The sequence below is a fragment of the Stutzerimonas stutzeri genome (genome assembly GCF_000590475.1).
Classification (GTDB): Bacteria; Pseudomonadota; Gammaproteobacteria; order Pseudomonadales; family Pseudomonadaceae; genus Stutzerimonas; species Stutzerimonas stutzeri_D.
This window is the reverse complement of sequence record NZ_CP007441.1, coordinates 3,797,197-3,811,715: the sequence shown is the minus strand read 5'-3', so window position 1 is coordinate 3,811,715 and position 14,519 is coordinate 3,797,197. Positions and strand designations below refer to the sequence as shown.

Annotated in this window: 16 protein-coding genes; 6 read left to right on the top strand and 10 right to left on the bottom strand. The window is 62.0% G+C overall.

From position 1 onward, the window contains the following. Positions 1–3: 3 nt before the first annotated feature. Positions 4–1,086, bottom strand: a complete 1,083-nt coding sequence (locus CH92_RS17360; protein ID WP_051517568.1) for an efflux RND transporter periplasmic adaptor subunit — start codon at positions 1,084–1,086, stop codon at positions 4–6. 220 nt (positions 1,087–1,306) lie between these two features. On the opposite strand from CH92_RS17360, the gene bfr reads away from it, so the two are divergent. Then, a complete protein-coding gene (gene bfr, locus CH92_RS17355; RefSeq protein ID WP_025243037.1) occupies positions 1,307–1,771 on the top strand; it encodes a bacterioferritin in 465 nt (154 codons plus the stop codon). A gap of 93 nt (positions 1,772–1,864) precedes the next feature. Further along, positions 1,865–2,065: a hypothetical protein gene (locus CH92_RS17350; protein ID WP_025243036.1), complete on the top strand. Its 201-nt coding sequence runs from the start codon at positions 1,865–1,867 to the stop codon at positions 2,063–2,065. Positions 2,066–2,113: 48 nt separating this feature from the next. Here the strand turns inward: CH92_RS17350 and cueR are convergent, their stop codons facing one another. Further along, the gene (gene cueR / locus CH92_RS17345) at positions 2,114–2,512 is read right to left on the bottom strand and encodes a Cu(I)-responsive transcriptional regulator (protein ID WP_025243035.1); all 399 of its coding nucleotides are present in this window, start codon (positions 2,510–2,512) and stop codon (positions 2,114–2,116) included. Positions 2,513–2,608: 96 nt separating this feature from the next. Then, the gene (locus CH92_RS17340; protein ID WP_025243034.1) at positions 2,609–4,990 is read right to left on the bottom strand and encodes a heavy metal translocating P-type ATPase; all 2,382 of its coding nucleotides are present in this window, start codon (positions 4,988–4,990) and stop codon (positions 2,609–2,611) included. A gap of 155 nt (positions 4,991–5,145) precedes the next feature. On the opposite strand from CH92_RS17340, the gene CH92_RS17335 reads away from it, so the two are divergent. Then, entirely contained in the window at positions 5,146–5,337 is a 192-nt protein-coding gene (locus tag CH92_RS17335; RefSeq protein ID WP_025243033.1) for a heavy-metal-associated domain-containing protein, read from the top strand. A gap of 43 nt (positions 5,338–5,380) precedes the next feature. Here the strand turns inward: CH92_RS17335 and CH92_RS17330 are convergent, their stop codons facing one another. Beyond that, positions 5,381–6,016 carry a TetR family transcriptional regulator gene (locus CH92_RS17330; RefSeq protein ID WP_025243032.1) on the bottom strand — a complete coding sequence of 212 codons (636 nt, stop codon included), beginning with the start codon at positions 6,014–6,016 and terminating at the stop codon, positions 5,381–5,383. A 205-nt stretch (positions 6,017–6,221) separates the two neighbouring features. On the opposite strand from CH92_RS17330, the gene CH92_RS17325 reads away from it, so the two are divergent. Next, positions 6,222–7,421, top strand: coding sequence for a Bcr/CflA family multidrug efflux MFS transporter (locus tag CH92_RS17325; protein WP_025243031.1), 1,200 nt, complete (start codon positions 6,222–6,224; stop codon positions 7,419–7,421). A gap of 24 nt (positions 7,422–7,445) precedes the next feature. On the opposite strand, the gene CH92_RS17320 is transcribed toward CH92_RS17325, so the two are convergent. Then, positions 7,446–8,459 (bottom strand): zinc-binding alcohol dehydrogenase family protein, encoded by a 1,014-nt coding sequence (locus CH92_RS17320; RefSeq protein ID WP_025243030.1) that lies wholly within the window; start codon positions 8,457–8,459, stop codon positions 7,446–7,448. 107 nt (positions 8,460–8,566) lie between these two features. On the opposite strand from CH92_RS17320, the gene CH92_RS17315 reads away from it, so the two are divergent. Continuing rightward, entirely contained in the window at positions 8,567–9,484 is a 918-nt protein-coding gene (locus CH92_RS17315; protein ID WP_025243029.1) for a LysR family transcriptional regulator, read from the top strand. A gap of 29 nt (positions 9,485–9,513) precedes the next feature. Here the strand turns inward: CH92_RS17315 and CH92_RS17310 are convergent, their stop codons facing one another. Beyond that, a complete protein-coding gene (locus CH92_RS17310) occupies positions 9,514–10,464 on the bottom strand; it encodes an adenosine deaminase (RefSeq protein ID WP_025243028.1) in 951 nt (316 codons plus the stop codon). Between the two features lie 469 nt (positions 10,465–10,933). Further along, the gene (locus CH92_RS17305; RefSeq protein ID WP_025243027.1) at positions 10,934–11,524 is read right to left on the bottom strand and encodes an IMPACT family protein; all 591 of its coding nucleotides are present in this window, start codon (positions 11,522–11,524) and stop codon (positions 10,934–10,936) included. A 326-nt stretch (positions 11,525–11,850) separates the two neighbouring features. Here CH92_RS17305 and CH92_RS17300 point away from each other — a divergent pair, with 326 nt between their 5' ends. Next, the gene (locus CH92_RS17300) at positions 11,851–12,180 is read left to right on the top strand and encodes a four-helix bundle copper-binding protein (RefSeq protein WP_025243026.1); all 330 of its coding nucleotides are present in this window, start codon (positions 11,851–11,853) and stop codon (positions 12,178–12,180) included. A gap of 57 nt (positions 12,181–12,237) precedes the next feature. On the opposite strand, the gene CH92_RS17295 is transcribed toward CH92_RS17300, so the two are convergent. The 3 genes from CH92_RS17295 to dksA are packed head-to-tail and all read right to left on the bottom strand — an operon-like array spanning position 12,238 to position 14,495. Then, positions 12,238–12,879 (bottom strand): DUF1826 domain-containing protein, encoded by a 642-nt coding sequence (locus CH92_RS17295; RefSeq protein ID WP_025243025.1) that lies wholly within the window; start codon positions 12,877–12,879, stop codon positions 12,238–12,240. Continuing rightward, on the bottom strand, positions 12,879–14,081 hold the full coding sequence (gene zigA / locus CH92_RS17290; RefSeq protein ID WP_025243024.1) for a zinc metallochaperone GTPase ZigA: 1,203 nt from the start codon (positions 14,079–14,081) through the stop codon (positions 12,879–12,881). The genes CH92_RS17295 and zigA overlap by 1 nt, the downstream gene beginning before the upstream one ends. Positions 14,082–14,090: 9 nt before the next feature. Then, entirely contained in the window at positions 14,091–14,495 is a 405-nt protein-coding gene (dksA, locus tag CH92_RS17285; RefSeq protein ID WP_025243023.1) for an RNA polymerase-binding protein DksA, read from the bottom strand. Between the last annotated feature and the right edge of the window lie 24 nt (positions 14,496–14,519).

Sequence of the window (14,519 nt, the reverse complement as noted above, 5' to 3'; positions counted from 1 at the left end):
CGTTTACTTCCGCCGTTCGGCTTTGATCGGTTGGTCTTCCGACAGTTTGCTGCCGCCCGCTACCACTACCAGCATGTCGTTGTTCAGCTCGCCGCTGACCACCGCGTGATCGTTTTCGATGCGCTCTAGCTGCAAATCCTGGCGTTGGGCATGGCCGTCCACCGCCAACCAGAGGTAATGGCTGCCGTTCGGCGCTGTTTGCACGGCGTTGAGTGGCAGGCGGAAGCGCGGCTGCGGATGGTCTTGCGGAGCAGGCGGGCGCTGCAGGCGAACCCGCATGGCCATTCCCGGCAGCAGGTTGTAGTCGGCCGGCGGCTCGCCCTGCAGTGTCAGGCTGTAGGTGCGTGAGCCTTCGCGGGGCTGGGTGCTGTGTTCCTTGTAGGCCAGCGGCAGGGTCAGGTCGGCGATCACCAGTTCGCCTTCGGCCTCCAATGTTTTGTTCAGCGGGATGCTCAGCGCCGCGCTCTCTGGCAGGTCGACCGTGACCTCGATGTGTTGATTGTTCTGCAGCTCAAGCACGGGCGTACCCGTGGCGACCACCATGTCCGGTTCGACCAGCCGGCGCGCGACCACACCATCGAACGGTGCCTCCAGCGTGCTGTGATTGATATCGCGGAGGGCGCTGTCACGGGCGACCCGCGCCGCCACCACATTGGCCTGCAGCGGCTCGACCGCGGCGGGGGCGAGAATCCCCTCGGCCAAAAGGGCACGCTTGCGCGCCAGATCTGCCTCCAGCTGGCGCAGCCGCGCCTCGGCTTCGCGCAGTTGCAGCTCGTAGTCGGTGTCATCGAGCTTGGCCACCGGCTGACCTTTTTCAACGCGTTCGCCCTCGTCGACAAGGATCCGCTCGACACGGCCCGGCACCTGGAACGCCAGCTGCGTGCTGGTTACGCTTTCGACCACGCCGGGAAAGCTCAACGACTCGGGGCCGTTATCAATGCGCTGCAGCGGCTCGACGACGGCGACGCGTGGCGGGACTTGCGCTGGCTCCTTGTCTTCGGAACAGCCGGACAGGGACAACAAACTGCAGATCAATGCGGTGATGCAGAGAGACCGTGAATGGTTTCTCGACGATAAAAGCGGCATCCGTTCTCCTGGGCGATAAAGACGAGCAGGGCGTCGCGGCGACCGTACGAAACGCGGCGGCAAACCAGTAGAACCCCGCTCTGGCTCGGGAGTTCGGCCTATGCTGAAGTGACCCGCTGGTCAGCCGGCTTTGCCTGCGGCGATGGGGCTGCGGTCAATCTGCCGATGATTGGGCGTATCATTGCCCGGCGTTCCAATGTCAGTGCAGGAGAGAGTCGCAATGCAAGGTCAGCCACAGGTCATCGAATATCTGAAAGAACTGCTGCGTGGGGAGCTGGCGGCGCGCGATCAGTATTTCCTGCACTCGCGGATGTATGCCGATTGGGGCTTTACCAAGCTCTATGAGCGGATCAATCACGAGATGGAAGAGGAAACCCAGCACGCCGACGCGTTGCTCAAACGCATTCTTTTCCTCGAAGGCACTCCAGACATGACGCCGGAGGCGATGCATCCAGGCCATACCGTGCCGGAAATGTTGCGAGCCGATCTGGCACTTGAGTACAAGGTGCGCGAAGCCCTGGCCAAGGGCATCACGCTGTCTGAGCAGCATGGCGATTACCAGACGCGGGAAATTCTCGAGCTGCAGCTGTTGGACACTGAAGAGGATCACGCCTACTGGCTGGAGCAGCAGCTCGGCATGATCGATCGCATCGGGCTAAAGAATTATTTGCAGTCGCAGGCCTGACGACTAATCGTTATTTTATCGTTTTGGGAACTGCATCACTCCGCAGGGTTCAATACGCCAGTATCCGAGCCTAGTTATCACATGGAGTGGTGAATGATGAAGCGTCTGAATGGAGTCGTTCAAGGTATCGTTGTATTCATGGGTGCGTTGGCACTGTTGATGCTGATGACCTATCTGCTTAACCGGGATAAGAGTGTCCTGAGTCAGTTGCTCAGCGCGCCGATGATGCTTGAGATGAGTATCATGACCGCGCTGATCTGCGTCTTGGTCTGGACTGCTCACCGCCGGCACTAGTCGATCTTGACGCTCTGAACCGTGCTGTCGACGGTGCTGATGCATGCTTCAACAGCATCCACGTGACTCTAAATCCTTGAGAATAGGACAGTCCGGGCGCCCATCGCCGTGGCAGGAATCGACAAGCGCTTGCAACGTATCTCGCAGGCCAACCAGCTCCGCGATCTTCTGGTTCAATGCTTCGATGTGCGCGCCAGCCAGCTCCTTCACATCGGCGCTGGCGCGCTGGCGGTCCTGCCAGAGCGTGAGCAGCTTGCTCACTTCCTCCAGCGAAAACCCCATGTCACGCGAGCGCTTGATGAAGGCGAGGCGGTGCAGGTCGTCCTCGCCGTAGTGACGGTAGCCGTTGGCGCTGCGCACGGCGGGGGAGATCAGGTCGATGGACTCGTAGTAGCGAATCATCTTTGCCGACAACCCGCTTTTCTTTGCTGCTTGGCCAATGTTCATATGCGCATCCAGACGAATCGGTGTGAGGTTGTTGTGGGCAGGGTCGGCGCGGTGTTCCATCGGCACCCTGCCGGCCACAGCGCGTATGGCGGCAGGTTATTCCTTCGGCTCCCAGCGCTTGAGCAACAATGCATTGCTGACCACGCTGACACTCGACAGCGCCATCGCCGCACCTGCCACCACCGGGCTGAGAAAGCCCAAGGCCGCCAGCGGGATGCCCACCAGGTTGTAGATGAAGGCCCAGAAGAGGTTCTGCTGGATCTTGCGATAGGTGCGTCGGCTGATCTCCAGCGCCGCCGGTACCAGCCGGGGATCACCGCGCATCAGGGTAATGCCCGCGGCGTGCATGGCCACATCGGTGCCTCCGCCCATGGCGATGCCCACATCGGCGGCGGCCAGCGCCGGCGCATCGTTGATGCCGTCGCCGACCATTGCTACCACCGCGCCGCCTTTTTTCAGCTCGGCCACCGCGGCGGCCTTGTCGGCCGGCAGCACCTCGGCGTGCACGCTGTCGATGTGCAGTGCTTCGGCCACCACGCGCGCACTGCCGCGGTTGTCGCCAGTGATCAGGTGGCTGCGGATATGCCGTGCGTTGAGGGCGGCGATGGCTTCGGCGGCGCCGTCCTTGAGGCTGTCGCCGAAGGCGAACAGGCCGAGCACGCGAGGCTGCGGCGCTGTCTCGATCAGCCAGGACAGGGTGCGGCCTTCGTTCTCCCAAGCTTCGGCTTTGCCCGCCATTTCGCCCGGTTGCAGGCCGTTGTCGTCCAGCAGCCTGCGGTTGCCCAGCGCCAGCGAGCGGCCATCGAGGTCACCGGCAATCCCGCGCCCAGTGAGCGACTGGCTCCGCTCCACATCGGTGACCGTAATGTCCCATTCTGCGCAACGGTCGAGTACCGCTTGGGCGAGGGGATGTTCGCTGCCGCGCTGCAGCGCTCCGGCCTGCTGCAACAACTTGGAATCGTCTCCGTCGACGGCATGCAGATGAACGATGCGTGGCTTGCCGGAGGTGAGCGTGCCGGTCTTGTCAAAGGCAACGGCTGTCACGGCATGCGCGACCTCCAGAGCTTCGGCATCTTTGATCAATATGCCGTGACGCGCCGCCACGCCCGTGCCGGCCAGAATCGCCGCCGGGGTGGCCAGGCCGAGGGCGCAGGGGCAGGCGATCACCAGCACGGCGACGGCGTTGATCAGCGCGACTTCGGCCGGCGCGCCAGCCAGCATCCAGCCGATCAACGTCAATAGCGCAATCACCAGCACCGCCGGGACGAATACCTGGCTGACCTTGTCTACCAGCTTCTGGATCGGCGCCTTTGCCGCCTGGGCATCCTCGACCAGGCGAATGATGCGCGCCAGCACCGTCTCGCCACCTAATGCGGTGGTGCGGACCAGCAACCGGCCTTCGCCGTTTATCGCGCCGCCGGTAATGCGGTCGCCGGGCATCTTGCTCACGGGCAGGCTTTCACCGCTGATCAGGGCCTCATCGGCCTGGCTCTCGCCTTCGACCACCTCGCCATCGACCGGGAAGCGCTCACCTGGCTTGACCAGCACCAGATCGTTCAGCCGTAGCGCGGCGATGGCGACATCCTCCTCGCGACCATCGACGACTCGCATCGCGCGATCCGGGCGCAGCGCCTCGAGGGCGCGAATGGCGGCGCTGGTCTGGCGCTTGGCGCGGCTTTCCAGGTATTTGCCGAGCAAAACCAGCGCGATGACCGCCGCCGAAGCCTCGAAATACAAGTGCGGCGTCTGCCCAGCCGGCGCCATCCACCATTGATAGAGGCTCAGGCCGTAGCCCGCGCTGGTGCCGATGGCGACCAGCAGGTCCATGTTGCCGGCGCCAGCGCGCACGGCCTTCCAACCTGCGATATAAAAACGCGCACCGAGAATGAACTGCACCGGGGTGGCGAGCAGCAACTGCAGCCAAGGCGGCAGCATCCAGTGAAGGCCGAACAGCTCACCGAACATCGGCATCACCAGCGGCGTCGCCAGTAATAGCGCGACGATTACCGCGAGACGTTCGCGCTGCAGGCGGTTCTCGGTCCTGTCGCTATCCGGTTGTTCGATACCGCTGGCCCGGGCTTCGTAGCCAGACGCCTCGACGGCCTGGATCAGGACCGCAGGCTCCACCGTCCCGAGCAACTCGACGTGCGCTCGTTCGCTGGCGAGATTCACCGAGGCGCTGCGGACCCCCGGCACCTTGAGCAGGGCACGTTCGACGCGGCCCGCGCAACTGGCGCACGTCATCCCGTCGATCGCCAATTCCAGCGACCGCACCGGCACACCATAGCCAGCGTTTTCCACCGCCTGAACCAGCTCCTCGACCTGGCCTTCGGTGGCTTCGACACGCACCTGTTCGCCAGCCAGGTTTACGGCGGCGCTTTGTACGCCGGGCACTTTCAACAAGGCACGCTCGACCCGGCCGGCACAGCTGGCGCAGGTCATGCCGTTGATGGGCAAGGTGTAGGTTGAGCTGGGCATGATTGGCTCCCGAATGGCCTGTGGCCAATGATGTTCAACCTTTACCTTGTGGGAAGGTCAAGTCTAGTAGCCAATTGGCGCAGCGAAAGCCACTGGACTTTCGCGCCTGCATGGCAAGCTCGATTTATCCATAGACAGCCACGGAGACCTCATTGATGCAGACCTTCAACGTAACAGGCATGACCTGCGCTCATTGCGAGCGCGCCGTGACCCGTGCGATCCAGGCGCGCGATGCTCAGGCCAGGGTTCGCGTCGATCTGCAAGCCAGTGTGGTACAGGTTGAGGGCAACCTGAGCGCCGCGGCGATTCGCGAAGCGATCGAGGAGGAGGGCTATCAGGTCCGATGAGCGGGTCGCGCCTGGCACCAGGCGCACATGAGGCGAAAGGCGCTCAGGTAAGCGCCTTGGCTGCGTCGTCCCAGTTGCGGATCAGGCCTCGGAAGAGCGGATCGACCAGGGCCGGGCAATCGACTTCCGGGTCGAACAGGCTGGCGTCGCGGGTCCAGTCACTGAACAGGCCGACGATCAGAGCATGGACCGAGCGTGCGGCGAGTCGCGGTGTTACGCCTGGGTACAGGTTGTCGGCGGCGCGCTCGAGCATCCCTTCACAAAGCTCGATGAACATGTTGATGAACGCATGATGGCGCTCTTCGGCTTCGCGCAGTTCCTCGGTGAACTCACAGCGGTGCAGCAGTATGGTCATCACGCGGCGTTTCTGTTCGTCACGGCCTAGCGCGCTGATACCTTCGATGCAGAGGTCGCGCAGCGCACGCAAGGGCTGCTGCTGGGTGCAGCTGCAAAGCCGCTCGGTCATCTGTTCCGGCGGCAGCCGCACCTGATTGAGCATTTCATGAAACAGGTGAGCCTTGTTCTGAAAATGCCAGTACACGGCGCCACGGGTCACGCCGGCATCGCGGGCTATCTGATCGAGGCTGGTATGCGCCACACCCTTGTCTAAAAACAACCGCTCGGCGGACGCGAGCAGCGCAATACGGGTCTTTTCGGCGTCTTCTTTGGTTCTTCGCATGTCTGAGCTACGGCAGCATCGGGCTGCGTTGAGGCCCTTGGAAGGGCGGATGATACGGAGCTGTCCTTCAATCTCTGCAACTTTGGTTGTTTACAATCGTCTGTGTATGTAACAGCATCTCACCTTCTCTGTAAATGTTCGATCTCGGCTGCGGCTTCGCTGCATATCGATGCGTCGACTATTCCGCTTCGCGAGTTTTTACCAAATGCCCCTTTCGATTCTGCTCATTCTGGGCGCGCTCAGCGCTTTCGGCCCCTTGGCCATCGACTTTTATCTACCCGCATTCCCCGCAATGGCGCATGCGTTCGCGACGGACGTCGAACACGTCCAGCTGTCGCTGGCGGCGTATTTCGTCGGTCTTGCCTTCGGTCAGTTGATCTACGGGCCGCTGGCGGATCGCTATGGGCGGCGCTTGCCGCTGCTGGTCGGCGTCACGCTGTTCACCCTTGCCTCGGTGGCCTGCGCGTTCGCGCCATCGCTCGATTGGTTGATAGCCGCACGTTTCGTCCAGGCGCTGGGCGGTTGCGCCGGAATGGTGATCACCCGCGCGGTCGTCCGAGACAGCTGCGATCCGGTGCAGGGGGCCAAGGTTTTCTCCCAGCTGATGTTGGTGATGGGTGTCGCGCCAATTCTCGCGCCGCTGGCGGGAGGGTTGCTGCTCAACACCTTCGGTTGGCAATCGATATTCGTCTCGCTGACAGCATTCAGTGCACTGTGCGGGATCGCGGTCGCGCTGCGGTTACCGGAAACGCTGCCAGCCGACGCTCCGAAGCTTCCCTTGAGCGGCACCTTTGGTCGCTATGTCGCCTTGTTTCGCGACCGTGAATTCATTGTCTTCGCGCTCGCTGGCGGCGTGGCGATGGCGGGCATGTTCGGCTATATCGCCGGCTCGCCCTTCGTCTTCATCGAGCTGTACGGCGTGCCGGCCGAGCACTATGGCTGGTTGTTCGGCAGCAACGCGGCGGGCTTCATCATCGTTTCGCAGGTCAATGCGAGGCTGCTCCGGTCGCGCGGTCCGGGCTTCTGGCTGCGGCGTTTCGTCTGGTTCTACTTCGCGTGCGGAGCGACGTTGCTCGCCGTTGCATTGAGCAGGCCGGATGTGCTCTGGCCGCTGCTGATTCCGCTGTTCGCGGGCCTGGCGAGCCTCGGCAGCATTCTGCCGAACGCCACGGCCTGCGCCATGGCGAAGCAGGGCCAACAGGCTGGATTGGCGTCGGCGCTGATGGGCAGTCTGCAATTCTGTATCGCCGCCGTTGCGTCGGCCGCGGTCGGTTGGCTGCACAATGGCACGGCCGTACCGATGGCATTGGTGATCACGGTATGCGCGCTGCTGGCGGCATGCCTGGCTTGGTACACCGGTCAGATTGCTAGTCCGCAGCGCAGGCAGGAAGCCGCCTCGTCCTGAGGCGGCACTCAGCCGACCTACGCGTCAAAAGCCTTCGAGGACGATCTTGCCCTTGGCCTTGCCGCTTTCGATGAAGGCGTGGGCGCGGCGCAGGTTCTGCGCGTTGATTGTCCCGTAATGCTCGCCCAGGGTGGTTTTGAGTACGCCGTTGTCGATCAGCTCGGCGACGCGGTTGAGCAGCGTGTGCTGCGCGATCATGTCCGGCGTCTGGTACAGCGAGCGGGTGTACATGAACTCCCAGTGCAGCGATAGGCTCTTGCGCTTGAGCAGGCTGATGTCGAGGCCCGCCGGGTCGTCGATCAGCGCCAGGCGGCCCTGAGGCTGTAGCGCCTCGACGATCTGAGGCAGATGCAGATCGGTGTGTGTCAGGCTGGCGACATGGGTGACGTCTGCGATGCCTAGACGTTGCAGTTCGGCGGCGAGCGGCTGGCTGTGATCGATCACTTCATGCGCGCCGAGCTCACGCACCCAGGATTGAGTATCGCTGCGCGACGCGCTGCCGATCACCTTGAGTCCAGTCAGCTGCCGTGCCAGTTGGGTGAGGATGGACCCAACGCCACCGGCCGCACCGACAATCAATAGGCGCTGATCGTGGTCTTCCTTTCCTTCGCTGATCTGCAGGCGTTCAAACAGCAGTTCCCAGGCGGTGATCGAGGTCAGCGGCAGCGCCGCGGCGGCAGCGAAATCCAGCGTGGCCGGTTTGCGTCCAACGATGCGTTCATCGACCAGATGCCGTTCGCTGTTAGCGCCGGGCCGATCCAGCGCACCGGCGTAGAACACCTCGTCGCCAGGCTTGAACAGGCTGACGTCGCAACCCACCGCGCGCACCACCCCGGCTACATCCCAGCCGAGTACTTGGTGCTGGCCGTTTTCCGGCTGCACGCGCATACGGATCTTGGTATCCACCGGGTTTACCGAAATGGCGTGTACTTCGACCAGCAGATCACGAGGCCCGGGCGTCGGCTCCGGTAGTTCGATGTCGAGCAGCGAGTGAGGGTCATCGATGGGCAGGCACTGCTGGTAGCCGATGGCTTTCATGATGTTCTCCTTGGGTGGCATGAGCATGGGTTGCCGCTATGTTCGGCTTTCGCCTTAGCAAGAAAAACAGCATATTGCGAACAGGCTCTTTCAACGGATTATTGAAAATGTTGCGCACCGATGATCTGCAGGTGTTCGCTTTGACCGCCGAACTGGGCAGCCTGTCCGCCGCGGCTCGGCGGTTGGAGCTGTCGCCAGCGGTGGCTAGCGCTGCGCTTAAACGACTGGAGGCGGTGCTGGGTTGCCGCCTGCTGGTGCGTTCGACTCGCAGCTTGAGGCTGACGGGGGAGGGTGAGCAATATCTGCCCCATGCACGCTCGGCCCTGCAAAGCCTGCGCGAGGGGCAGCAATTGCTGGCGGGCGGCAAGGCGACGATCAGCGGCCAGTTGCAACTGACCGCGCCATCAGATTTCGGTCGTAACGTGCTACTGCCTTGGCTCGACGAGTTTCAGCTGCAGCATTCGCAGATCAGCCTGCGACTGCTGCTCGCCGATCGCAACGCTGATCTCTTTCGCCAACCGGTGGATATCGCCTTGCGCTACGGCCTGCCGGAAGATTCCAGTCTGGTGGCGCTACCGGTGGCGGCCGCTAATCGGCGCGTCTTGTGCGCCGCGTCTGACTACCTGGCGCGTCATGGCACGCCGCAGCGACTTGGCGATCTGGCCGAACACAATTGCCTGCGTTTCACACTGGCCGGTCGCGTTCATGGCCGCTGGCGTTTCCACGACGGGCGTAGGGAGCAAATACAACAGGTGGCGGGCGATCGCGTCAGTGACGATGCCGATGTGGTGCGTCGTTGGGCCCTGGCAGGCCGGGGGCTGGTCTACAAGTCCTGGCTGGATGTTGCGCAGGACGTGCAGGCGGGAAGGTTGACAGTCCTGCTGCCGGATCTACTCGGCGAGCCGGCGCCGCTGAATCTGATCTGCGCCCATCGCGCGCACCTGGGCGAAACCCTGCGACTGTTGCGCGAGCACCTGATCGAGCGTTGCCAGTCGTTGCTCGAGCAGGCGCCGTTCGCGCATTGAAGCGGGCCACGGCTAGCGGCCCGTTCGCCTCAGTTGGCCAGCCGCGCGTCCAGGCTGTTCTGCGCCAGGCGCCGCGCCTGGTTCTCGGTCATGCCCAGGCTGTCGTGCAGGGCCATGAAATTCTCGGTGACGTAGCCGCCGAAATAGGCGGGGTCGTCCGAGTTCACCGTGACCTTCACGCCCTGTTCCAGGAGATCCAGGATGTTGTGCTGGCTCATGTCGTCGAACACGCAGAGCTTGGTGTTCGATAGCGGGCACACCGTAAGCGGAATCTGCTCGTCGATTAGCCGTGCGATCAGTTTCGGATCCTCAGCAGCGCGGACGCCGTGGTCGATGCGGCTGACCTTGAGCAGGTCCAGCGCTTGCCAGATGTAGTCCGGCGGACCCTCCTCGCCGGCATGGGCGACGGCGAGAAAGCCTTCGGCTCGCGCCTTGGCAAAGACTCGTTCGAACTTGCTCGGGGGATGACCCATTTCCGAACTGTCGAGGCCGACCGCAAAGAAGACATCACGGAAGGGCATCGCCTGTTCCAGCGTCTTGAAGGCTTCTTCCTCGGGCAGGTGACGCAGGAAGCTCAGGATAAGACCGCTGCTCACACCCAGTAACTCGCGCCCATCGGCGAGAGCGCCGCTGATGCCGCGCATGGCGACTTCGAACGGAATGCCGCGGTCGGTATGCGTCTGCGGATCGAAGAAGGGTTCGGTGTGCACGACGTTCTGCGCCTCGCATTTCTGCAGGTAGGCCCAGGTCAGGTCGTAGAAGTCCTGCTCGGTGCGCAGTACATCGGCGCCAGCATAGTAGAGGTCGAGGAATTCTTGCAGGTTGCCGAAATTATAGGCGCTGCGCAGCGCATCGACGTTGTCCCAAGGCAGGGCGATCTTGTTGCGCTCGGCCAGGCGGAACAGCAGTTCCGGCTCGAGCGAGCCTTCCAGGTGAAGGTGCAGTTCGGCTTTGGGCAGGGTATTGAGCCAGTCGTACATGGGCTAGTTCTCGTCATCTGATTTGCGAGGCATTCTAGTCATGAGTGCCTGCAACCGATATGCCGGTGTGCGGCCTGCTTCGATAGTTGAGCAGGACAAGATTGCCGAGGCATGGCGGCAAGATGAATAAGCGATGACATTGACGGAATTTTGATCAGCGTCGCCAAGCGCAGCAACCATCAGGGCTCGGCGGGTTATTCCCAACGTTATCCACAGACTTCTCCACTTCTTTCGGGCATAACTTTCGAACCGTTTTGCCATGATTGATGGCTAAACGATTGCACGGCTAAAAAAGGCGAAAAACGCTTCATATTCATGTATTTGAGAGGCTTCGCTAAGGCACTAAGACAGATTTGTTCAATAAGTGAACAAGTTTGCGCAGGCCGCGCCGTTTCGGTGTCGCAGCCACTCATCAAAAGGTTATCCACAACGCGCTCCACAAGAAATGTGGGCAATAAAGGCGGCGCAATTAGCGCTCAGCATCCGACAGACGGCTCCGTCCACGGCTGATATCGGCGAGCAGTTGCTGCAGCCCTTGGCGTTGTGCGCTCGGTAGTGCGAGGACCAGTTCAGCGCCCTCGGCATCGAAGGTTTCGCTTTCGATCAGCGCCTCATGATCACCCAGGCACGCTTTGAGCAACGCCAGCTCGGCAAAGCGGCAATGGCAACGGCAGCGCACCCTGGCCACCAACGGCAATCGCTCCCCTGCTTGCAGGCATTTCGCCGCGCAGCCGCCATAGGCGCGTGCCAGCCCGCCTGTGCCGAGCTGAATCCCGCCGAACCAGCGCGTCACCACGACCACCACCTGTTCGCAATCCTGGCCTTCGATGGCTGTCAGCATGGGCCGTCCAGCCGTGCCGCCGGGTTCGCCATCGTCACTGAAACGGTACTGGTTGCCGATTTTCCAGGCCCAGCAATTGTGCGAGGCGGTGCTGTCGCTGACTGTCTGGATGAACGCCTGCGCGTCCTCCGGCTGAGCGATCGGGGCAGCCTTGGCAATGAAGCGACTCTTACGAATCACTTCCTGGTAGTCGCAAGGCGTAGCGAGGGTAAAAGGCATGGGTGCTAGGACGGCAACAAAAGCGTGCATTGTAACGGGTCACCCAGTGCGTGTGCCGCTCCCGGTACCGCCCAGCCAATCGGGTGAACTTCCACTGATGATGCGACACACAACTATGTGCGTCTGACTGCTGGTTCGAGATCAGACGCGAGGGATTTCGCGGCCAGGATGCGAGCCTCAGGCCCATCCGTTCTGTCAAGCGGCCAGGCTTCTACCGACGAAGGCGACCGCAGATGTTCGGTGTTGCGCCTCCCTGTTAGCAAAAAGATTGGATACCGAAGGCGTTCGAAGCCTGCGTTATTTACCAGCTCCGGGAGGATCATTCCATGCTCAATTCGACCTACCAATCCTGCATTCAGGCCTGCTCCAATTGTGCTGTCGCCTGCGAAACCTGCGCCGCGTCCTGCCTGCGCGAGGACGACGTGAAAATGATGGCGCGCTGCATCCAGTTAGACCGCGACTGTGCCGATCTCTGCGCGCTCGCCGCGGTGCTGATGACCCGTGATAGCGGCCTGGCCAAGGAAATATGCCGCATTTGTGCACAAGCCTGCCGTGAGTGTGGCGAGGAGTGTGGCAAACACCAGATGGATCATTGCCAGGCCTGTGCCGAGGCGTGCCGCAAGTGCGCCGCTGAATGTGAAAAGATGGCGGCCTGATAGAAATCACGCTGCGATCGCAGGGCCGAGCAGCTATCGCTGCCGGTCCTTTCTACTTCAGGCTAGCCAGTCCAGCGTCAGGATCAGCCTGCGTTCCCCAGATCCAACCGGCGGTGAACGGTGGATGATGCCGGCCCCTTCGTTACCCTGCCATTTCTCGCCTTTGAACAGCGCGACCTCACCCGCTCGCAGATGCTCGATGTTCCTGATGTCGGCTGGCTCGGCACTTGGCTCACCCAAGCGTTGGCGGGGCATGGCGTCTTCCCGGAGCCACTCGCTGCCAACGCCCGCATAGGTGGTGATCAGCCTTAGCGGCACGTGATCCACGTGAAAGCGTGGACACATCGCCTTGTCCAGTATCCGTAGGCGCAGCCCGACGCGGCGTGCGTCTATCAGGCAGGCGAACGCGCTCGTCAGCCAGGCGACATCGGCGACAAACCCGGCGTGTCCGACGATGTCCCGATAGGCCTTTGCCAGAGGCGGTAACTGCAGATCGTCCGCATTGGGTTCAAGCGTGAGCGATTCGGCCAGCGGCTCGCCCAGCACCAACAGGGCTTGGGCGAAGTCGGCGATGGGCTGCGGCAACGGGCGCTTCCACACCGCCAGGTTAACGCCATCGTGCAGCGCGTCGCCTAACACCGCAGGTGTGTCGCCAAACACCTGCTGCGGATACGGCCGGGCGAGTGGGTGCACCAGCATCACGCTACGTCCTGCTGCCAGGGTCCGAATGGGTCGGGCATTCGCAACCAGCGCTCTGGACCGAGGTTCCATTCGAGGTCACTGAGCAGGCAGGTGTCGAGCTCGGCGCGCAGCTGGTCGAAGTCGATGTGCTGGCCGATGAAGACCAGTTCCTGGCGGCAGTCCCCGCAGTCATCGTCCCATTTCAGGCGAATGGCGGTTCGCGCATCGTCATCGGCGGGCCACTGCGCTTCCGGCGTGAAACGCCACCAGCGTCCTGCGTATTCATAGCGCATCAACCCACCGGCTTGGGACCAGCTGCCGGCTTCTTGTGGGCGGCTCGCGAGCCAGAAGTAACCTTTCGAGCGCAGCAGGCGCCCATTGGTCCATTCGCGATCAAGGAAGTCATGAAAACGTTGCGGATGGAAAGGGCGCCTTGCCAGGTAGGCAGTGGATGCGATGCCGTATTGCTCGGTTTCCGGAATATGTTCGCCGCGCATTTCCTTGAGCCAGCCCGGCGCCTCGGCCGCACGGTCGAAGTCGAAGCGGTGGGTGTCGAGGATCTTCGCCAGCGGCGCGCGGCCCATGCTCATCGGCAGAATTTCCGCCTGCGTGTTCAAACGGGTCAGGATCGCCGTGAGCTCGTCGCGTTCGACGCTGGAGATCAAATCGATCTTGCTGATCAGAATGACGTCAGCGAATTCGACCTGCTCGATCAGCAGGTCAGTGATCGAGCGCTCGTCATCTTCGCCAAGGGTTTCACCGCGTGTCGCCAGGCTGTCAGCGGCATGGAAATCTCGGAGGAAATTCACCCCATCGACCACCGTCACCATCGTGTCCAGGCGCGCCAGATCGGAAAGGCTCTGACCTTGCTCGTCGCGAAAGGTAAAGGTTTCGGCCACGGGCAGCGGCTCGGAGATGCCCGTGGATTCGATCAGCAGATAGTCGAAGCGGCCTTCCCGGGCCAGCTTGCCGACTTCATCGAGCAGGTCTTCACGCAGGGTGCAGCAGATGCAGCCATTGCTCAGTTCCACGAGCTTCTCTTCGGCGCGATTGAGCGTCACGTCGCGCTGGACCTCAGCACCGTCGATGTTGATCTCGCTCATATCGTTGACGATCACCGCCACACGAAGTCCTTCACGATTTTTCAGAATGTGATTGAGCAAGGTGCTCTTGCCTGCGCCAAGAAAGCCGGACAGGACGGTGACGGGGAGGCGGTTCATGGCGGTCTCTCAGGCGATTCGTTGGTGTTTTTCGAGCGCTTCCTGGCGCTCTTTGGCTTCAATGCACAGCGTCGTGGTGGGGCGCAGCAGCAGACGTTTCAGGCCAATGGGTTCGCCAGTTTCGGCACACCAGCCATATTCACCGCGCGCTAGGCTGTCGAGGGAATCGTCGATCTTGTCGAGCAGCTTCTTTTCTCGCTCCAGCAGCCTTAGCTGCCACTGACGTTGCTCTTCGGCGGTGCCGATATCGGATGGATCGCTGCTGGGCTCCTGCTCGCGAAGCATCTGAAATTCTTCGGTGATACGGGCCTGCAGCTCGGTGCGCTGGCGCAGCAGCAGCGCCCTGAAAAAGGCTTGCTGAGCTTCGTTCATGTAGCAGTCGGCTGGCTGGGCGAGGAGTTCGGCTTCGGTCATGGCTGCGGTGCGAGTCGTTGTGAT